This window comes from Sandarakinorhabdus sp. DWP1-3-1 (assembly GCF_049896705.1).
Taxonomy (GTDB): domain Bacteria; phylum Pseudomonadota; class Alphaproteobacteria; order Sphingomonadales; family Sphingomonadaceae; genus Sandarakinorhabdus.
This window is the reverse complement of the sequence record NZ_JAFCUV010000001.1, coordinates 930,936-949,646: the sequence shown is the minus strand read 5'-3', so window position 1 is coordinate 949,646 and position 18,711 is coordinate 930,936. Positions and strand designations below refer to the sequence as shown.

General features: G+C 67.0%; 18 protein-coding genes. 6 read left to right on the top strand and 12 right to left on the bottom strand.

Going from position 1 to position 18,711, the window contains the following annotated elements:
* Positions 1–39: 39 nt before the first annotated feature.
* Positions 40–324, bottom strand: coding sequence for a hypothetical protein (locus tag ACP7AI_RS04460; RefSeq protein WP_426164551.1), 285 nt, complete (start codon positions 322–324; stop codon positions 40–42).
* A 168-nt stretch (positions 325–492) separates the two neighbouring features.
* On the opposite strand from ACP7AI_RS04460, the gene ACP7AI_RS04455 reads away from it, so the two are divergent.
* Both ACP7AI_RS04455 and ACP7AI_RS04450 read left to right on the top strand, forming a co-directional pair.
* Positions 493–2,244 carry a PHA/PHB synthase family protein gene (locus ACP7AI_RS04455; protein ID WP_426164549.1) on the top strand — a complete coding sequence of 584 codons (1,752 nt, stop codon included), beginning with the start codon at positions 493–495 and terminating at the stop codon, positions 2,242–2,244.
* Positions 2,241–2,786: a hypothetical protein gene (locus tag ACP7AI_RS04450; protein ID WP_426164547.1), complete on the top strand. Its 546-nt coding sequence runs from the start codon at positions 2,241–2,243 to the stop codon at positions 2,784–2,786. The genes ACP7AI_RS04455 and ACP7AI_RS04450 overlap by 4 nt, the downstream gene beginning before the upstream one ends.
* 66 nt (positions 2,787–2,852) lie before the next feature.
* On the opposite strand, the gene ACP7AI_RS04445 is transcribed toward ACP7AI_RS04450, so the two are convergent.
* From ACP7AI_RS04445 to ACP7AI_RS04430, 4 genes are all read right to left on the bottom strand, one after another.
* Positions 2,853–3,293, bottom strand: coding sequence for a hypothetical protein (locus ACP7AI_RS04445; protein WP_426164545.1), 441 nt, complete (start codon positions 3,291–3,293; stop codon positions 2,853–2,855).
* A gap of 384 nt (positions 3,294–3,677) precedes the next feature.
* A complete protein-coding gene (locus ACP7AI_RS04440) occupies positions 3,678–5,165 on the bottom strand; it encodes a flavin-containing monooxygenase (protein WP_426164542.1) in 1,488 nt (495 codons plus the stop codon).
* Positions 5,166–5,206: 41 nt separating this feature from the next.
* Positions 5,207–6,364, bottom strand: a complete 1,158-nt coding sequence (locus ACP7AI_RS04435; RefSeq protein ID WP_426164540.1) for an L-lactate dehydrogenase — start codon at positions 6,362–6,364, stop codon at positions 5,207–5,209.
* Positions 6,365–6,377: 13 nt separating this feature from the next.
* Positions 6,378–6,905, bottom strand: coding sequence for a GcrA family cell cycle regulator (locus ACP7AI_RS04430; RefSeq protein WP_426164538.1), 528 nt, complete (start codon positions 6,903–6,905; stop codon positions 6,378–6,380).
* Positions 6,906–6,968: 63 nt separating this feature from the next.
* Here ACP7AI_RS04430 and ACP7AI_RS04425 point away from each other — a divergent pair, with 63 nt between their 5' ends.
* The 3 genes from ACP7AI_RS04425 (at position 6,969) to ACP7AI_RS04415 (ending at position 12,249) form a co-directional block, all read left to right on the top strand.
* The gene (locus ACP7AI_RS04425) at positions 6,969–7,811 is read left to right on the top strand and encodes an ABC transporter permease (RefSeq protein ID WP_426164535.1); all 843 of its coding nucleotides are present in this window, start codon (positions 6,969–6,971) and stop codon (positions 7,809–7,811) included.
* Between the two features lie 128 nt (positions 7,812–7,939).
* Positions 7,940–9,106, top strand: a complete 1,167-nt coding sequence (locus ACP7AI_RS04420; RefSeq protein WP_426164532.1) for an efflux RND transporter periplasmic adaptor subunit — start codon at positions 7,940–7,942, stop codon at positions 9,104–9,106.
* Positions 9,106–12,249 carry an efflux RND transporter permease subunit gene (locus tag ACP7AI_RS04415; protein ID WP_426164529.1) on the top strand — a complete coding sequence of 1,048 codons (3,144 nt, stop codon included), beginning with the start codon at positions 9,106–9,108 and terminating at the stop codon, positions 12,247–12,249. Before ACP7AI_RS04420 ends, ACP7AI_RS04415 begins: the two co-directional genes overlap by 1 nt.
* A 31-nt stretch (positions 12,250–12,280) precedes the next feature.
* Here the strand turns inward: ACP7AI_RS04415 and ACP7AI_RS04410 are convergent, their stop codons facing one another.
* The 7 genes from ACP7AI_RS04410 to rpmF form a co-directional block, all read right to left on the bottom strand.
* Entirely contained in the window at positions 12,281–12,820 is a 540-nt protein-coding gene (locus ACP7AI_RS04410; RefSeq protein WP_426164527.1) for a hypothetical protein, read from the bottom strand.
* A gap of 131 nt (positions 12,821–12,951) precedes the next feature.
* A complete protein-coding gene (locus ACP7AI_RS04405) occupies positions 12,952–13,686 on the bottom strand; it encodes a ParA family protein (RefSeq protein ID WP_426164525.1) in 735 nt (244 codons plus the stop codon).
* A gap of 3 nt (positions 13,687–13,689) precedes the next feature.
* Positions 13,690–14,145 carry a MerR family transcriptional regulator gene (locus ACP7AI_RS04400; protein WP_426164523.1) on the bottom strand — a complete coding sequence of 152 codons (456 nt, stop codon included), beginning with the start codon at positions 14,143–14,145 and terminating at the stop codon, positions 13,690–13,692.
* Positions 14,146–14,148: 3 nt separating this feature from the next.
* Positions 14,149–14,472 carry an integration host factor subunit alpha gene (locus ACP7AI_RS04395; protein ID WP_426164520.1) on the bottom strand — a complete coding sequence of 108 codons (324 nt, stop codon included), beginning with the start codon at positions 14,470–14,472 and terminating at the stop codon, positions 14,149–14,151.
* An 84-nt stretch (positions 14,473–14,556) separates the two neighbouring features.
* Complete coding sequence (locus ACP7AI_RS04390; RefSeq protein WP_426164517.1) at positions 14,557–15,528, bottom strand: beta-ketoacyl-ACP synthase III; 972 nt, start codon at positions 15,526–15,528, stop codon at positions 14,557–14,559.
* Between the two features lie 10 nt (positions 15,529–15,538).
* Positions 15,539–16,609 carry a phosphate acyltransferase PlsX gene (gene plsX, locus ACP7AI_RS04385; RefSeq protein WP_426164514.1) on the bottom strand — a complete coding sequence of 357 codons (1,071 nt, stop codon included), beginning with the start codon at positions 16,607–16,609 and terminating at the stop codon, positions 15,539–15,541.
* Positions 16,610–16,643: 34 nt separating this feature from the next.
* A complete protein-coding gene (gene rpmF, locus ACP7AI_RS04380) occupies positions 16,644–16,826 on the bottom strand; it encodes a 50S ribosomal protein L32 (protein ID WP_426164511.1) in 183 nt (60 codons plus the stop codon).
* A 195-nt stretch (positions 16,827–17,021) separates the two neighbouring features.
* On the opposite strand from rpmF, the gene recN reads away from it, so the two are divergent.
* Positions 17,022–18,683, top strand: coding sequence for a DNA repair protein RecN (gene recN, locus ACP7AI_RS04375; protein ID WP_426164508.1), 1,662 nt, complete (start codon positions 17,022–17,024; stop codon positions 18,681–18,683).
* Positions 18,684–18,711 lie beyond the last annotated feature (28 nt).

Genomic DNA, 18,711 nt, shown 5'->3' with positions numbered 1-18,711 from the left:
GCCCCCGCCCGCCTTGCCGGACCAGAACGGTGGTTCGCATCACATCGGGGCGGCGGCCTTCTTGGCGGGCTTGGCCGCACCATCGGGCGTCCAGGCGCCGCCATGGGCGGCGTCGCGCATATCGGCCTGCTCGCCGGTCATCGCGCGCTTTTCGGCGGCGGCGGACTGGACGCAGCCATCGGTGACCTTGGCGCTGCAGGTCGGCAGGGTCGGCGCGGCGGGCGCGGCCGGGGCGGCGTCCTGGGCCAGCGCCGGGGCGGCGTCCTGGGCCAGCGCCGGGGCGGCGACCAGGGTCGCGGCGAGGATGAAGATCGAACGGATCATGTCTATTCTCCCAAAGGACCACCAGCCGGTTGCGCCAGCGTCGATGCGTTCATAACGCCTCCGTGCCGGCGCCGAAAGTGCGGAATCGATGCGCCGACGGGGGTTGCCATCCGGGTCCCGAGGGCCAAAGTACCGGGCGACAAATATCGCGCTTTGGGGAACAGGCAGATGGCCGAGACGCCGGTGGACGTGCAGCCGCTCGAAGCATTCCAGAAATGGACCGAACTGGCCGGGCGCGGGCAGCAGCTGATGCTCGAATTCTGGTCGAAGGAGCCGGGGCTGCCGGTCGCCGATCCGCTCGGCGTCGTCGCCACCTGGCAGCGCGCCGTCGCCGCGGCGATGACCGATCCGCAGCGCCTGTTCGAGCTGCAGACCCGCTATATGACCGATGCGATGGCACTGTGGCAGTCGTTCCTGACGCCGGGCAGTGTTGCCAGCCCGGTCGGTGCGGTCAAGGACAAGCGCTTTGCCGGCGAGGCCTGGCAGGAGGCGCCGGCCTTTGATTTCCTGCGCCAGTCCTACCTGCTCACCTCCAGCTATGTGATGGAGGCGACGCAGGGCATCGAGGGCCTCGACGAGCACGAGAAAGCCAAGGCGCAGTTTCTCGTCAAGCAGTTCGTCGATGCCATGTCACCCTCCAATTTCGCGCTGACCAACCCCGAGGTGCTGAAGAAGACCGCCGAAACCGGCGGCAGCAACCTGCTGAAAGGGCTCGAGCATCTGCTCGAGGACCTGAAGGCCGGCCGCATGAAGATGACCGACGAGAACGCCTTCGAGGTCGGCCGCAACGTCGCCATCACGCCGGGCAAGGTGGTGTTCGAAAACCGCCTGTTCCAGCTGATCCAGTACAGCCCGACGACCGACACGGTTTACGAGATCCCGCTGCTGATCTTCCCGCCGTGGATCAACAAATTCTACATTCTCGACCTGACTGCGGAAAAAAGCTTCATCCGCTGGGCGGTCGAACAGGGGCTGACGGTGTTCGTCACCAGCTGGAAAAGCGCCGACGCGACGCTCGCCGACGCGACGCTCGACACCTATGTCGGCGAAGGCCAGTTGACCGCGCTCGACATCGTGCTCGAAATCTGCGGCACCGCCAGCGCCCATACCATCGGCTATTGCGTGGCCGGCACTACGCTCGCCGCCACGCTCGCGGTGCTGGCGGCGCGGGGGGAGGCCGACAAGGTCAGGTCCGCGACCTTCTTCACCGCCCAGGTCGACATGAGCGAATGCGGCGAACTGGCGGTGTTCATCGACGATGCCGGGCTGGAAGCGGTCGAGCGGCTGACCGCGGAAAAGCCCTGGCTCGACGGCCGCAACATGGCGATGACGTTCAACCTGCTGCGGTCGAACGACCTGATCTGGAACTATGTCGTCAACAACTACATGATGGGGAAGGATTATTTCCCCTTCGACCTGCTCTATTGGAACAGCGACGCGACCAACGTGCCGGCGAAATGGCACATGAGCTATCTGAAGGACATTTACCGCGACAATCTGCTGGTCAAGCCCGGCGGCATCACCGTACTGGGCGTGCCGATCGACCTCACGAAGGTGGCGACGCCGAGCTATATCCAGGGCGGCAAGGAGGACCATATCGCCCCGGCGCGATCGGCTTACAAGCTGACCAGCAACTTCACCGGTGAAAAGCGCTTCGTCCTCGCCGGATCGGGCCATATCGCCGGCGTCGTCAACCCGCCGTCGCAGAACAAATATCAATATTGGACCAGCGACACGCTGCCCGAACGCTTCGACGACTTCGTTGCGGGCGCCAAGGAGACCAAGGGAAGCTGGTGGCCCGACTGGATCGCCTGGCTGGCGCCGCGCTCGGGTGAACGCGTCAAACCGCGGGTGCCGGGCAAGGGCAAGTACAAGGCCATCGAGGATGCCCCCGGCCGCTATGTGAAGGAGCGGATTTGACCGCCTTTCGCGACGCCATGCGCCGGGTCGTCACCGGCGACGACGCCGGCGGGCAGTCGGTCGTCATCATCGACGGCGGCCCCTCGGCGTTCAGCGGCGACCCCGATCTCGGCGGTCTGTTCGAGATCTGGGAGGATTCGACCTCGGCGCCACTCGACCCAAAGGATCACGCCGACCTCGGCACCACCCGCGCCGTGCTTGGTCCTAGGCCCGGCAACGTCCAGGTGCGCTGGTTCGTCGTGGCGCCGCTGCCCGACGGCGTGCCCAAGCCGCAGCTCGACGCCATCGTGAAGACCGTCTTCGCCGGCTTCGACGGCGACCGCCACATCATCGACCAGACCCGCCACCCGGCGATGCACGAGACCCACTCGATCGACGTCATCTGCCTGCTGCAGGGCGATGTCAGCCTCGTCCTCGAAGGCAGCGAGACCCGGATCAAGCCGGGGCAGGTGGTCATCCAGCGCGGTACCAACCACGCATGGGTGGCGCATGGCGGCCCGGCGTTGCTGCTGGCGGTGCTGATCGATCGGCCGATGGCCTAGGGCGCCGGGAGGTCTGAACGCCGGGCGGGAACTGCCAACCGGTGTCGGCGAGACAGAAAAGGGTGGTTAACTGCCGTTCCGCCATCGGGCTAAGCGCGCTTCTATAAACCGGCTGACGGTCGCCTGTGTCTCCCATGTATCGGGAACATGGTAGAGCGTTTCGGTGCTGGAGAATGCATGGTCGTAATCAGCTAGGTATGATCCCGACCCTGTGTGAAGCCCATTCTCGTGTGCGTAGTAAGCTGCCGCGAACTGCTGTCCGTCGCCATTCAAGTCCTCGTCAGTAAACTTACCATCACAGACGCTGAGCAACCATTCTCCGGGCGAGATCTCCTGCCTTCTGAGCTTCCCAAGATCTTCGGAGCATTCGCTGGTATGCAGATCACCTGCCATGCCATTCAGGACAGCCCACGATACGAACATCGCAATGTGCGTCGCCCCAGCACTCTCGGGAAGGCTGGAAGGGAAATCGCCGCCATAGTGCCATGATGCATCATCGTACTTCAAATCATCGATCCTTGTGCCGACGCGCGTAGGTTGGCGTACCGGGCGAACGTCCGCAAATGGGCGAAGCCGGACCGTACTCTCCGGGCCGGCACGAACAAGTCCTCCAAAAGTCTCGAAAGTCACTCACTTTGCGTCTTTGCCGCCGCGAAGATATATCTTCGCCGCCGAATCCTACAGATACTCACGATGTGAAAGAGCGAAACGCTCACTGTGCTAACCAAATAGGAGATAAATGTCAACCCTCTCCCGCTTGCGGGAGAGGCGAGACGCGCGTCAGCGCGCCGGGTGAGGGTGTTTGTGCGCTTTGGGACGAAAGAAACACCCTCACCCGCTCGGCGGAGGCGCCGAGTCGCCTCTCCCGCAGGCGGGAGAGGGAGGATGGGTTTACTCCGCGGCTTCGGCCAGTTCCGGTCGCACCACCACCGCCGCCTTCGAGAACACCATCTCCTGCGCCAGGTCGCCCTCGCGCAGTTCCTTGCGGTCGTGCTTGTAGCTCGCGGTGACCATCCAGGGCGCGCGGTTACCGGATTTCGGCAGGGCGTCGGCGCCCCGCTGGACGTAGCCGGACGACAGGTCCATCGCCAGCCGCTCGGGCTGGACGTCGGGGCCGGGGGTGGGGGTCGCCACCGCCACGCCGGTCGCCTTCATGTGGTTGAGCAGGCGCACGACATATTCGGCGATCAGGTCGGACCGCAGCGTCCAGCTGGCGTTGATATAGCCGAAGCTGACCGCAAGGTTGGGAAGGCCGGAGAACATCATGCCCTTGTACGACAGCGTCTCGCCGATGGCGCGGGGCTGCCCGTCGACGCTGACCGCCATGCCGCCCAGCGCCTCCAGCTTCAGGCCGGTCGCCGCCACGACGATATCGGCCTTCAGCAGCGCGCTCGAGGCGAGGCGGATGCCGTCGGCCTCGAAACGGTCGATGGTGTCGGTGGCGATATCGGCCTTGCCGGCCCTGATGGCGTCGAACAGGTCGTTGTCGGGAACGAGGCAGAGCCGCTGGTCCCAGGGGTTGTATTTGGGGTTGAAATGCGTGGCCATGTCATAGCCGTCGGGCAGCAGTTTCTGCAGTCGGCCGAGCAGGCTGGCGCGGACTTTCGCGGGGTTCTTCCGCGTCTGGTTGTAGAACCACATGCCGAGCGTGACATTCTTCCAGCGGACGATGTCATAGGCCAGTTGCGCCGGCAGTATCCTGCGCAAGGCATTGGCAATGCCGTCGCTGCCCGGCCGGCTGACCATGTAGGTCGGCGACCGCTGCAGCATCGTCACATGCGCCGCCTTTTGCGCCATGGCCGGCACCAGCGTGACGGCGGTGGCGCCCGATCCGATGATGACGACGCGCTTGCCGGCATAGTCGAGGTTTTCCGGCCAGAATTGCGGCTGGATGACCTGGCCGGCAAAGTCCGCCTCGCCCGGCCATTCGGGCTTATGGCCTTTCGAATAGCTGTAATAACCCGAGCACATGTAGAGGAAATTGCAGGTGAATTGCCCGGTGCCGCCATCGGATTGCCCGGTCGTCACCGTCCAGCGCGCCGTGGCGCTGTCCCAGTCGGCCGACCTGACCTTGTTGCCGAAGCGGATGTGCCGTTCGATACCGTGCTCGCGGGCGGTTTCGCTGACATAGTCGCGGATGCTCGGGCCGTCGGCGATGGCGTTGGCCTGTTCCCAGGGTTTGAAGCTGTAGCCCAGCGTGTACATGTCGCTGTCCGACCGGATGCCGGGGTAGCGGAACAGGTCCCAGGTGCCGCCGATGGCGTCGCGGCCTTCGAGAATGGCATAGCTGCGATCCGGCGCGCCCTTTTGCAGGTGTACCGCGGCGCCGATGCCCGACAGGCCGGCACCGACGATCAGCACGTCGAAATGGTTGGTCACGCTGTTCTCCCGGGCGCAGCCCCCGCTGCTTGACGCTTACGTTAACTGCGTGGCGCCCCATTCGCAACCAGCGCGTCGGCGTCGATGGCGGCCACGCTGGTCACGCCGGTCAGCGCCATGGCGACGCGCAGTTCGGCGGCGATGAGCGCGAGCATATGGGCGACGCCGGCCTGTCCACCGCCGCCGAGCGCCCAGGCCCAGGCACGGCCCAGCCAGACGCCGTCGGCGCCCAGCGCCAGCAGCCGCGCGACGTCGAGCCCGGAGCGTACCCCGCCATCGGCGAACAGCGTCATGCGGCCGCCGACGGCATCGGCGATGGCGGGCAGGGCGCGCGCTGCCGACAGCACGCCATCCAGTTGCCGCCCGCCATGGTTGGACACCACCAGGCCATCGGCGCCGGCGACGAGTGCCGAGCGCGCATCATCGGCATCGAGCACGCCCTTCAGGATCAGCGCCCCGTCCCAGGCGGCGCGCACCGCCTCCAGGTCGGCCCAAGTCACCGATGCGTCCATGTTGCCGGCGATCCAGGCGAAGAAGTCCTCCAGTCCCGACTGGCGCCCGAGCAGCGCCGCGACATTGCCGAGGTGGTGCGGGCGCCCGTGCAGGCCGACATCCCAGGCCCAGCCGGGGTGGCGCAGCGCCTGGCCGACCCGCCGCAACTGGCCGCCGAGGCCCGGCGCGCCGGCGAGGCCCGAGCGGCGATCGCGGTAGCGCGCGCCGGCCACCGGCAGGTCGACGGTGAAGACCAGCGCCGGGCAGCCCGCCGCCTTGGCACGCGCCATCAGGTCGCGCATGAAGCCGCGATCCTTCATCATGTAGAGCTGGAACCAGGGCGGCGGCGCCGCGGCCGCGACCTCGGGCAGGGCGCAGATCGACAGGGTGGACAGGCAGAAGGGCACGCCGGCGGCGGCAGCAGCGCGGGCGGCCTGGACCTCGCCGCGGCGGGCGTACATGCCGGCAAGGCCGACCGGGCCGAGCGCGACCGGCAGCGCCTGGTGCATGCCGAACCATGACGTCGAGGTGTCGATCGCCGACACGTCGCGCATCACCCGCTGCTTCAGCGCGATGGCCTGCAGGTCGGCGACGTTCCGGTGCAAGCTGGTCTGCGCGTAGGAACCGCCGTCGATATATTCGAACAGGAACGGCGGCAGCCGGCGGCGCGCGGCCTCGCGGTGATCGGCGATATCGGCGACGATCACCGCGGGACGGGCATCAGCGCCGCGGCATGCCCGGCATCTGCGGCGGCGGCCGGCGATCGCGATCGCGGCGCGGCAGCTGCGCCTGATAGGCGACGAGGCAATGTTCGGTGCAATAGGGGAAACCGGCCTGCGAGGCCTTGCCGCAGAAATGGAAGTCGGCGTCGCCGGGATGGCCGATCGGCCATTTGCAGACCTTTTCGTTCAGGTCGAGCAGCGTCGTCTTGGCGGCCTTGCCACTGCGCGCCGGCTTCTTGGCGACCGGTGGCGGCGCGGGGCGGGCGATGACCGGCGCCGGCGCGACCGGCGCTGCCGCAGCGGGTGCCGCGACGGGGGCAGCAGCGGCGGCGGGTGCGGCCTCGGCCACCGGCTCCTCGCCGCCCTTCACAGGCGACGGGCGCGATTCGAGGCCCAGGCGATGCGCCTTGCCGATGACCGCGTTGCGGCTGACGCCTTCACCGAGCAGTTCGGCGATCTGGCTGGCGGTCATGCCGCCTTCCCAGCCGGCTTTCAGCTGTGCGATGCGTTCGTCGGTCCAGGCCATCAATATCGTCCCTGTTGCCGTGCCGCCTTGCGGTGGTCACGGTCCCGGCGTTAAAGCCGGGGAATGCTGAACCCCGATAGTCCGAAAATCGCTCAGGGTGCCCGCCATCCCGAACCGGGCGTGGTCGTCATCCCGTCGGTCAACTGGCAGGGGTTGAAGACGCTGTATCTGAAGGAGGTGCGCCGGTTTTTCAAGGTGCAGTTGCAGACGATCTGGGCGCCGGCCATTACGACGCTGTTGTTCCTCGTCATTTTCGCCCTCGCGCTGGGCGGCACGCGGACGGCGGTGCTCGGCGTGCCCTATCCCGATTTCCTGGGGCCGGGCCTTATCGTCATGGGCATGATCCAGAACGCCTTTGCCAATTCATCGTCGTCGCTGCTGGTCGCCAAGGTGCAGGGCTCGATCATCGACGTGCTGATGCCGCCGCTGTCGGCGGGGGAACTCGTCGCCGCCTATGTCGCCGGCGCGCTGACCAGGGCCTGGCTGGTCGGCATCGCGGTGTGGGCGGTGATGGCGGTGGCGCCCGGCGTCGACGTGCCGATCCGCGATCCGTTGCTGGTGATCTATTTCGGCACGATGGGCGCGGTCATGCTGGCGCTGCTCGGCGTGCTGACCGGCATCTGGGCTGACAAGTTCGACCATGCCGCGGCGGTGACCAACTTCGTCATTCAGCCACTGACGCTGCTGTCGGGCACCTTCTATGCCATCGACCGCGTCAACCCGACGATGAAGATGATCAGCCATGCCAATCCTTTCTTTTATGTCATCGACGGATTTCGCAGTGGATTCATCGGGGTTTCCGATGGATTGCTGGGGCAGGGCGCGATACTCCTGTTCGTTGTCAACGTGCTGCTGTGGGTCGTCAGCTACCGGGTCCTGCGCTCCGGCTGGCGGCTGAAGGCCTGAACGCACGCGACGGCGGACGGTATCGCCTGCGCAGGCCGGGGCGAATCGCCGCGCCGGCGTTGCCGGGCGGCGCCGGACAGGAATACCGGGTAGCAGGCGATTGTTTCGTATGAGGTTATAGCGTCCGCATGAACCGTCTGTCTCCCCTGGGCCTGCTGCCGCTGTTCGCCCTTTCCGCCTGTGGCGGCGATGGCGGCGGTGCCGATGCCAAAAAGGCGCGGCCGCCGGCGCTGGTCGGGGCGCAGACCGCGGGCGCCGTCGATTTCGCGCCAAGCCTGATTGCGCTCGGCACCGTCACGCCGCTGCAATCGGTGCAGGTGCGGTCGCGCATCGACGGCCAGATCACCCGCATCCTGTTCAACGAAGGCGACGCCGTCCGCGCCGGCCAGCCGCTGTTCCAGCTCGACGACCGCGCGGCGCGGGCAGCCCTCGCCCAGGCCCGCGCCGGCCTCGCCAGCGCGCACGCCCAGGCCATGCTGGCGAGGGGCGAACTGACCCGCGCCGAGGCGCTGGTCGGCAAGGGCTTTGTTTCCGGCGCCGTCGTCGACCAGCGCCGCGCGCTGGCGGGAACCGCCGCCGCCGCCATCGCCGGCGCCGAGGCGGAGGTGCAGAGCGCCGAAACGACATTGAGCTACCTGACCATCCGCGCGCCTGTCAGCGGGCGCACGGGGGAGATCGGTTTCCGGCTCGGCGCCAACATCCGCGCCGCCGACACGCTGCCGCTGGTGACCGTCAACCAGCTGTCGCCGATCGCCGTGCGGTTCCTGGTGCCGGCCGACCAGATCCAGATGGTGCGGACGGCGATGGGGTCCGGCCCGGTCAGCGTCGTCGCCCGCCCGCAGGAAGACGACAGCGCGCCGGCGATCGCGCAAGGGCGGCTGACCTTCCTCGACAACAATGTCGGCGCCGGCAATGGCGCGGTCGCCGCCAAGGCGGAATTCGCCAATGTCGGCAATGTGCTGTGGCCGGGCGGCATCATCAACATCGCGCTGCCGCTGGGTGCCGCGCGGCCGCGCATCGCCCTGCCCGAGGCGGCGGTGCAGACGGGCCGCGACGCGCCGTTCGTCTGGGCGATCGGCAGCGACGGCAAGATCGCCATGCGCGATGTCACCGTCGCCGGCCGGTCGGGCGGGAAGGTCTATCTCGCCAGCGGCGTCGCACCGGGTGAGCGGATCGTCGTCGATGCGCTGTCCAAGCTGAAACCCGGCGACAAGGTGCGCACCAAGGACGGCCCCGGCCGCCCGCCCCGCACCGCCGCCGCGGCGCCCGCGCCGGCACCGACGGTCGGCGGCTGATGGGGCTGGTGCGCCTCGCCGTCGAACGGCCCGTCGCCACGGTGCTGCTCAGCCTGGCGCTGATCTTTGCCGGCATCTTCGGCTATCGCACCCTGCCGGTTTCGGCGCTGCCCGAGGTTGACCTGCCGACCATCCAGATCAGCACCAACCTGCCCGGCGCCAATCCGGCGACCATGGCTTCGTCGGTCGCGACCCCCATCGAGCGCCAGCTGTCGACCATCGCCGGCATCGATCTGATCACCTCGTCGTCGACGACGGGCTCCACCACCGTCACCGTCCAGTTCGCGCTCGATCGCAACATCGATGCGGCGGCGCTCGACGTGCAATCGGCGCTGTCGGCGGTGGCGCGTCGCCTGCCGCGCGAGATGCCGACGCCGCCGACCTTCAAGAAGATCAATCCCGCCGACCAGGCCGTGCTGCTGATCTCCATCCGCGACAGGACACGGTCGTCGAACGCGCTGCAGACCATCGTCGACACGCTGGTGGTGCCGCGCATCTCCACCATGTCGGGCGTCGGCGAGGTGCAGACCTATGGCAGCCGCCGCTATGCGATGCGCATCCAGTTCGATCCCGCCGCGCTGACGGCCCGCAACCTGACGCCCGACGATGTGCGCGCCGCGGTCGCCGCCGCCAACAGCAACATCGCCGTCGGTTCGATCACTCGCGGGGAACGCAGCTACATCCTCGATGCCAGCGGCAACCTCGAGACGACGCGCGAATTCGCCAGTATCATCGTCGCCAGCCGCGATGGCCTGCCGGTGCGGGTCGGCGACGTCGCCAAGGTCATCGACAGTTTCGAGAACTATTACGGCGGGTCGAAACTCAACGGTGAACCGTCGCTGACGCTCGCCATCTCGCGCCAGCCCGGCGCCAATGTCGTCAAGCTGGTCGACGATGTGCTCGCGACCTTGCCCGCGATCCAGGCATCGGTGCCGCCGTCGATCACCATGCAGCCGATCGTCGACCGATCGGATTCGGTCCGCCATTCGGTCACCGATGCGCAATACACGCTGGTCGGCACCGCGATCCTCGTCATCCTCGTCATCTATCTGGTGCTCGGTGACTGGCGCGCGACGATCATCCCGGCGATCGTGCTGCCGCTGGCCGCCGTCGGCACCTTTGCCGGCATGTATTTCTTCAAGTTCAACCTCGACAACCTGTCGCTGCTGGCGCTGACGCTGGCGACCGGCTTCGTCGTCGACGATGCCATCGTCGTCCTCGAAAACATCGTGCGGCGGATCGAGGGCGGCGAGGACCCGCGCCGGGCGGCGGTGACCGGTGCCAACGAAATCGCCTTCACCGTGCTGTCGATTTCGATTTCGCTGGTCGCGGTGTTCATCCCGCTGCTGTTCATGGGCGGCGTCATCGGGCGGTTGTTCCGCGAATTCGCGGTGACGATGACGATCGCCATCGCCATTTCGGCGGCCTTGTCGCTGACGCTGATCCCCATGGTCGCGGCCCGCGTGTTGAAACCCGGCCACCAGGGGGAGGGCAGCCGCGTCGCGCGCGCCTCCACCCGCGCCTTCGGCAAGCTGCAGTCGCGCTACATCAGGGCCTTCGATTCGACGTTGCGGCACAGGAAGATCGTCGGCGTGCTGACCGTCGTGTCGATCGGCGTCGCAATCTGGGGCTTCACCGTGGTGCCCAAGGGCTTTTTCCCGACGGAAGATACCGGCGCCATCTTCATCGGTACCGAGGCGGCACCCGACATCAGCTTCACCGACATGCAGGCCAAGCAGGACCAGGTGGCGCGGATCGTGCGCGCCGACCCGGCGGTACTGCGCGTCAACAGCTTCCTCGGCGGCGGCAGTTTCGGCAGCGCCAACACCGGCCGCATGTTCGCACCGCTGAAACCGCGGTCCGAGCGCGATTCCGCCGAAGTCGTCCAGGCGCGGTTGCGCAAGAAGCTGGCAAGCATCCCCGGCATCTCGGCCTTCCCCAACATCCCGCAGAACTTGCAGCTCGGCGGCCGCCAGTCCTCGTCGAACTACCAGTACACGTTGTCGTCGGTCGACAAGGAAAGCCTCTATGCCTATGCGCCGCAGCTCGAGGCCCGCCTGCGCGCCACGCCGGGGTTCGAGGACGTGTCGACCGATTACCAGCGCGGCGCCCGCCAGGTCATGGTCAAGGTCGATCGCGATGCCGCCAGCCGGCTCGGCGTGCCGGTCGCCGCCATCCGCCAGACCCTGTTCGCCGCCTTCGGCAACCAGCAGGTGTCGACGATCTACACCGATGCCGACAGCTATGACGTGATCATGGAGGCCGAATCGACCCAGCAGATGACGCCGGACGGCATCGGCCGGCTGACGGTGCGCTCGGCCGCGGTCAATGGCGCGCCGGGCCAGCTGGTGCCGCTGTCGGCGCTCGTCACGCTGAACATCGAAGGCGCGCCGACGGTCGTCGCCCACCAGAGCCAGTTGCCGGCCGTCACCGTCTCCTTCAACCTCGCCAAGGGGGTGGCGCTGTCACAGGCCAAGCCATTGATCGATGCCGCGGCGGCGGAGCTCGACCAGCCGGCAAGCATCAGCGGCGCCTTCGGCGGCAATGCCCAGCAATTCGGCGCCTCGACATCGTCGATGCCGATCCTGTTCCTCGCCGCCATCATCGTGATCTACATCGTCCTGGGCGTGCTGTATGAAAGCTTCGCCCACCCGATCACCATCCTGTCGGGCCTGCCGGCCGCCGGCATCGGCGCGGTGGCCTTCTTGTGGCTGTTCAACATGCCATTGGACATCATCGGCATCATCGGCGTCGTGCTGCTGATCGGCATCGTCAAGAAAAACGCCATCATGATGATCGATTTTGCGCTCGCCGGGCAGCGCGAGCACGGCTGGACCCCGGTCCACGCCATCCGCGAGGCGGCATCAAAGCGCTTCCGCCCGATCATGATGACGACCTTCGCCGCCATGGCCGCCGCCGCACCGCTGGCCTTCGGCATCGGCGCCGGCGCCGAACTGCGCCAGCCGCTGGGGATCGCGGTGATGGGCGGGCTGCTGGTCAGCCAGGTGCTGACGCTGTTCATCACGCCGGTCGTCTATCTCGGCATCGAAGGCATCAACGCCCGGCTGCGCGCGCGGCGCGGCGGCGCGGAAGTGCGCGAGCTGCCGGGGGCGGAAGCGCCGGGGCGGGTGGCGGCGGAGTAGGGCTGCGCAGAATTAACAGGCCGCTTTAAGTCTAACATATTATCGGAAGACCGTCGATGTAAGGCCATTGTCCATGTGGCCGATATTGGATCAGTTTATCAACTGCATCGGATCTTCGCTTATCGGCATCGCTTTGGACTTCGCTAAGCCATTCGCGCACGCCCAAATCCAGAGCGATCATGAAGTCTTTGATCGTTATATAGAATGCCGCATCATTGGGTCGGGCTCCGGTTCTGGCGAGGTAGAAATTAACCACGACGTTTGCTCGGTTCGGTGGCACGAAGATAATGCGGTCAAATCCATGCTTGCCTCTGGTGAATCCCGTCGACTCATGAATCAATGCGTTTCGCACTATATAAACTACTGAGCCATCAAAGTTTACTATCTTAGCTGTAAATCGAGGCAATACCCATTTATCGTACCATTCTACATACCGCTCCTTCGGCTTCTTTGGCTGACCCCAGAATTCAACAGCGCCACAGGCGTCAGGCAACATCAACAATGTCGATACGACCGGATAGTAAATCCCACAGTCAAAAGTTGCTCGGATTTCATCAAGTAGAGGTTCCACAATAACTCTCCTTATCCTAGCCGATTTGGCGAGAATTGCGACGACCTAGGTAGAGACTTACGAATAGAGGCGCTTTAGTCTGGACCTCTTTCTTGAGTATTTCGCACTACCGGACGGCTGTACCCTAATGTCTACCCGAGTTTCACCAGCGCCCGCTCGACCTCGGTCCACAGTCCCGCGAGCGCGCGGGCGGCGGGCGACTTTGGCGATCCGGCCAGCACCGGCATCTGCGTCGCCGCCATGGTTTCGATGGCGGCGGCATAGGGGATGACGGGCCTGTCGGGCGCCAGCGCCACGGTGCTGCGGTGGAGGGCCTTGCGGCGATCGACCATGGTGAACACCGGCAGCACCGTCGGCGCGCTGCCGCGATGGTGTTTGGCCAGATGCTCGAGCAACTGGTCATAGGCCCGCATCGACAGCGGGGAGGGCAGCATCGGCACAACGAGCAGGTCGACGGCGCGAAACACCTGGTCGGCGAGCTGGGTCAGGCCGGGCGGGCAGTCGAGGATGACGCGGTCATACTCGGCCTCCAACGACTTGATCAGCTTTCGCAGCCGCTTGGCCCTGTCGTCCTCGCCGAGCTGTTTTTCGAGCTGGCGGAGCGACTTGTCGGCGGCGAGCACGTCGAGCCTGGCGAAATCCGACGCCTGGACCAGCGGCATCAGGTCGCCGCCGGCGATGCCCTTGCGCGCCGACGCGTCGGCGCGGGCGGTCAGGCGCAGTGTGTAGGTCGCGGCGCCCTGGGCGTCGAGGTCCCACAACAGCGTGCGGCGCGCCGACAGCGAGGCCGCGGCATGGGCGAGATTGACCGCCAGGGCCGATTTGCCGACGCCACCCTTGACGCTGAACACGGCAAGGCTGCGCACCGGTCAGGCCGCGAGGGCGTGGCGCAGGCGGTCGCGGATGTCGCGCAGGGCGGCGAGGTCGAGGATCGGCCCTGGAATGGAAGGCGGTACAAAGGTGGCGACTGGCGTCGGCACAATGGCGGGAACGGCTTCGGGGGCCGGCGGCGGCTCCATGACGGTGCGAACCGGCGCCGGCTTGGCGCGGTCCTTGGTGCCACCGAGCGCCAGCTGGGCGCCGCGGATGGTCAGCCCCTCGTCGTGGAGCATCGCCTTGATGGTGGCGAGCAGCGCCATGTCGGCCGGGCGGTAATAGCGGCGGTTGCCACCACGCTTCAACGGTTGCAGCTGCGGAAAGCGCGTTTCCCAGAAGCGCAGGACATGCTGGGGCACGCCGATCGTTTCGGCCGCCTCGCTGATCGTCCGGAACGCCCGGTCGGATTTTTCCTTGTCCGCGCTTCCGCCGGCGCCTGCAGATGCCATGGCCTAGCCCTTATTCGCCGGCTTGTTGATCGCCTCGCGCAGTAGCTGGCTCGGGCGGAAGGTCAGCACGGTGCGCGGCTCGATCGGCACTTCGATGCCGGTCTTGGGGTTGCGGCCGATGCGCAGGCCCTTCTGGCGCAGGACGAAACTGCCGAAGGACGAGATCTTGACGTTGTTGCCGGCAACCAGCGCATCACCGATGCGATCGAGCACCGATTCGACCAGCGACGCCGATTCGGCCCTGGAAAGCCCGATTTCGTTGTGAACCGCGTCGGCCAGGTCGGCGCGCGTCAGGCTGCCTGCTGCGATGCTTTCTGTCTTGCTCATTCGCTTCACCTTCCCCCAACGGACGCCTCGAAACACGCAAGCCGCGACACTCCCACCATCATTAACCGAAGATTATGGAATAAGCTACCACCTGACTGCGGCGGCCCCCCAGGTAAAGCCACCACCCATCGCTTCCAACAACAGCAAATCATTGGCTTTCACCCGCCCGTCGCGGACCGCGGCGTCGAGCGCCAGCGGCACCGATGCCGCCGAGGTGTTGGCATGGCGGTCGACAGTGACGACGACGCGCTCGATCGGCAGGCCCAGCTTTTTCGCCGTGCCCTCGAGAATGCGCAGATTGGCCTGGTGGGGGATCACCCACGCGACCTCGGCGGGATCGAGCCCGGCGGCGCCGAGCGTTTCGGTCATCACCGCGGCCAGGTTGGTGACGGCGTGGCGGAACACCTCGCGGCCCTTCATGCGCAGCTTGCCGGTAGTGCCGGTCGATCCGGGGCCGCCGTCGACATAGAGCAGGTCGTTGTAGCGGCCGTCGCTGTGCAGGCGGGTGGCAAGAATGCCGCGATCGACAGCGGTGCCGGTGCCGGCTTCGGCGCGGAGCACCACGGCGCCGGCGCCATCGCCGAACAGCACGCAGGTGCCGCGATCCTCCCAGTCGAGGATCCGCGAGAAGGTTTCGGCGCCGATGACCAGCGCGGTGCGATAGGCGCCGGACGTGATCAGCGCATCGGCGACCTGCAGGGCATAGAGGAAACCCGAGCACACCGCCGCGACATCGAAGGCGACGCCGTGGATCATGCCCAATTTGTGCTGCACAACGGTGGCGCAGGCCGGGAACGTCTGGTCGGGGGTGGCCGTCGCGACGACGATCAGGTCGATGTCGTCGGGGGTCAGGCCGCAGCTTTCCAGCGCCTTGCGGGCAGCTTCTGTGGCGAGATCCGAGGTGAATTCCCCCTCGGCGGCGATGTGGCGCTGGCGGATGCCGGTGCGTTCGACGATCCATTCGTCGCTGGTGTCGACGCGAGCGGCGAGCTCGACATTGCTCAGGATGTGCTGGGGCAGATAGCTGCCGGTGCCGATGATGCGGGCCCGGATCATGCCGCGGCGATCACTTGGCGGCGATTTCGGCAACCGCCGGGCGGTGCGCCTGGAAATTGGCGAGATCGTGCATGATGCGTTCGCTGACATTGTCGGCGATCAGGTCGTGCGCCACGCCGATGGCGTTGGCAATGCCGCGCACGTTCGCCGATCCGTGGCTTTTGACGACGATGCCGTTCAGGCCCAGGAAAACCGCGCCGTTATGGGCATTGGGATCGAGATGCGCGCGCAGTGCCGACAGCGCGCCGCGCGACAGCAGATAGCCGAGCTGCGTCAGCCAGGATGATTTGAAGGCGGCGGTGAGCAGGCCGACGACCAGCTTGCCGGTGCCTTCGGCGGTTTTCAGCGCGATATTGCCGGAAAAACCGTCGGTGACGATGACATCGACATTGCCCTGGCCGATCTTGTCGCCTTCGACAAAGCCCTCGAATGTCATCGGCAGATTGGCGCCGCGCAGCAGCCCGGCGGCTTCCTTCAACTCATCGGTGCCCTTCAATTCCTCCTCGCCGATGTTGAGGAGGGCGACCCGCGGCTTTTCAAGGCCGAGCACGGTGCGGGCAAAGGCGGCGCCCATGACGGCGAACTGCACCAGGTTTTCGGCATCGCATTCGGTATTGGCGCCCAGGTCGAGGACGACCGAATCATTCTTCAGTGTCGGCAGCAGCGCGGCGAGGGCGGGGCGGTCGATGCCCGGCATGGTGCGCAGCGCGAACAGCGCCATCGCCATCAGCGCGCCGGTGTTGCCGGCGGAGACTGCGGCATGGGCGGCGCCGTCCTTGACCGACTGGATGGCCATGCCCATCGACGAGGTGCGCGAGCGGCGCAACGCCTGGCTGGGCTTGTCGGTGCCCTTCACGACCTCGTCGGTGTGGACGACGACGGCCGTGGCGGCGAGGCGCGGGCAACGCGCCAGCTCCGCCTTGATGCGGGTTTCGGGGCCGTGCAGGCGAAAGACGAGGCGCGGATAGCGTTCGGAGGCCAGTTCGGCGGCGGCCATGACATCGGCCAGGCCGGCATCACCACCCATCACGTCGAGCGCAATGGTCGGCGAGACCGTTGCGGACGGGACGGGGGCGATCATGCGTTCGGCGTCAGCCACCAGGGCCTGAACGGATTCAGGCCTGGTTTTCGGCGATGACTTCGCGCCCGTTATAGTGGCCGCAGGCGTTGCACAGGTGGTGCGGCTGCTTCAGCTCGCCACAATTGGGGCATTCCTGGAACGCGGCCGGGACCAGCGCGTGGTGGCTGCGGCGCATGTTGCGCTTGGAAGGCGAAGTCTTGCGTTTCGGAACGGCCATAAGGCACCTGTATCTGTCTTGCGGTTGAGGCGTGTCTCACGGCGTCTTTAGGCCGCATCGGCGACCGCCGGAAGCCCCGGGTTTCGTGAAGCGCCGCCGTATAGGGATTTTTCCGCTTTGCGCAAGCACAAAGGCTGGTGTCGGGGCCGCTGCAGCGGGGGAGACGAACGGCCAAAGCACTTGTAAGGAAGGGCCGTGCTGACCCTGCTCGATATCCGCAACGTGGTGCTGATCGAAGCGCTGGCGCTGGATTTCAGCGCCGGCCTGTCGGTGCTGACCGGCGAAACCGGGGCGGGCAAATCGATCCTGCTCGACGCGCTGGGGCTGGCGATGGGCGCACGCAGCGATGCCGGGCTGGTGCGGACCGGCGCCGATTCGGCGCGGGTGACGGCGGAATTCACCGTCGGGGCCGCGCATCCGGCGCGCGCGCTGCTGCTGGCCAACGATATCGACGGCGCCGGCGACGGCGATATGCCGATCATCCTGCGCCGCCAGCTGAAGGCCGATGGCGGCAGCCGCGCCTATGTCAACGACCAGCCGGTGTCGGCGGCGCTGCTGCGCGAGGCGGGAGCGGCCCTGGTGGAGATTCACGGCCAGTCCGATGATCGTGGCCTGCTGGCGGCGCGCGGCCATCGGGCGTTGCTTGACAGTTTTGCCGGGCTGGCATCGCAACTGGCGGCGGTTCGGGGGGCGTGGGGGGCCTGGCAGGCGGCCAAATCGGCGGAAACAATGGCTGCCGAACGCCTGGAGAGTGACCAGCGCGACCGGGAATGGCTTGATCACGCAATCAAGGAATTATCGGCGCTGAATGCGCTGCCAGGCGAGGAAGCCGAGCTCGCCGAGGCGCGTGCATCGATGCAAAAGGGCGCGCGGCTGACCGACGACCTGACCGCGGTCGAGGCGTTACTGTCCGGAAAAGACGGCGGAATCGGCCAGTTGGCGCAGGCGGCGCGGCGGCTCGACCGCATCGGCGCCGAACATCCGCTGCTCGGCGAAGCGCTGGAGAGCCTCGATCGCGCGCTGGTGGAGGCCGGCGAAGCCGAAACCCGGCTGGCAGCGGCCGTCCAGGCGCTCGATGCCGACCCGGCGCGGCTCGAAGCGACCGAAACCCGGCTGTTCGACCTGCGCGCCATGGCCCGCAAGCACCGCGTCGAGGCCGATGCATTGGCCGACCTTGCCGACACCTTGCAGGCGCGGGCCGCGGCGCTGGTGGCGGGCGAGGGGGGCCTGAAGGCATTGGCGGCGGCAACCCGCGCCGCGGCGGCCGCCTATGACGGTGCCGCGACGGCACTGGGCGCCGCCCGCCGCGCCGCTGCCGGCCGCCTCGACGCTGCCGTGGCGGGCGAACTGGCGCCGCTGAAGCTCGACGCGGCGCGCTTTCGCACCGTCGTCGTCGCCGCCGAACCGGGGCCGGAGGGCGCCGAACGCGTCGAGTTCGAGATCGCCACCAACCCGGGCGCGCCGTTCGGCCCGCTGATCAAGATCGCCAGCGGGGGCGAACTGTCGCGTTTCGTGCTCGCCTTGAAGGTCGCGCTGGCCGAAACCGGCAGTGCGGGCACGCTGATCTTCGACGAAATCGACCGCGGCGTGGGGGGTGCAGTGGCCTCCGCCATCGGCGACCGGCTCGCCAGGCTGGCGGAAACCGCCCAGGTCCTGGTCGTCACCCACAGCCCGCAGGTGGCGGCGCGGGGTGCGCATCAGTGGCGGATTGCCAAGGCCACCAGCGCCGGGGCGACGCGAACCAATGTCGTTCCGCTGGACATCGCGGCGCGGCAGGAGGAGATTGCCCGCATGTTGTCAGGGTCCGATGTCACCGACGAAGCCCGCGCCCAGGCGGCGCGGCTGCTCGGGCACTGAGTTTGGGCATCGCGACACTTTCACTGCA

Coding starts and splice junctions, on each gene's coding strand:
- ACP7AI_RS04460 (WP_426164551.1), bottom strand. CDS start 324: ATGATCCGTTCGATCTTCATCCTCGCCGCGACCCTGGTCGCCGCCCCG.
- ACP7AI_RS04455 (WP_426164549.1), top strand. CDS start 493: ATGGCCGAGACGCCGGTGGACGTGCAGCCGCTCGAAGCATTCCAGAAA.
- ACP7AI_RS04430 (WP_426164538.1), bottom strand. CDS start 6,905: ATGGCCTGGACCGACGAACGCATCGCACAGCTGAAAGCCGGCTGGGAA.
- ACP7AI_RS04425 (WP_426164535.1), top strand. CDS start 6,969: ATGCTGAACCCCGATAGTCCGAAAATCGCTCAGGGTGCCCGCCATCCC.
- ACP7AI_RS04420 (WP_426164532.1), top strand. CDS start 7,940: ATGAACCGTCTGTCTCCCCTGGGCCTGCTGCCGCTGTTCGCCCTTTCC.
- ACP7AI_RS04415 (WP_426164529.1), top strand. CDS start 9,106: ATGGGGCTGGTGCGCCTCGCCGTCGAACGGCCCGTCGCCACGGTGCTG.
- ACP7AI_RS04400 (WP_426164523.1), bottom strand. CDS start 14,145: ATGGCATCTGCAGGCGCCGGCGGAAGCGCGGACAAGGAAAAATCCGAC.
- ACP7AI_RS04395 (WP_426164520.1), bottom strand. CDS start 14,472: ATGAGCAAGACAGAAAGCATCGCAGCAGGCAGCCTGACGCGCGCCGAC.
- ACP7AI_RS04390 (WP_426164517.1), bottom strand. CDS start 15,528: ATGATCCGGGCCCGCATCATCGGCACCGGCAGCTATCTGCCCCAGCAC.
- plsX (WP_426164514.1), bottom strand. CDS start 16,609: ATGATCGCCCCCGTCCCGTCCGCAACGGTCTCGCCGACCATTGCGCTC.
- rpmF (WP_426164511.1), bottom strand. CDS start 16,826: ATGGCCGTTCCGAAACGCAAGACTTCGCCTTCCAAGCGCAACATGCGC.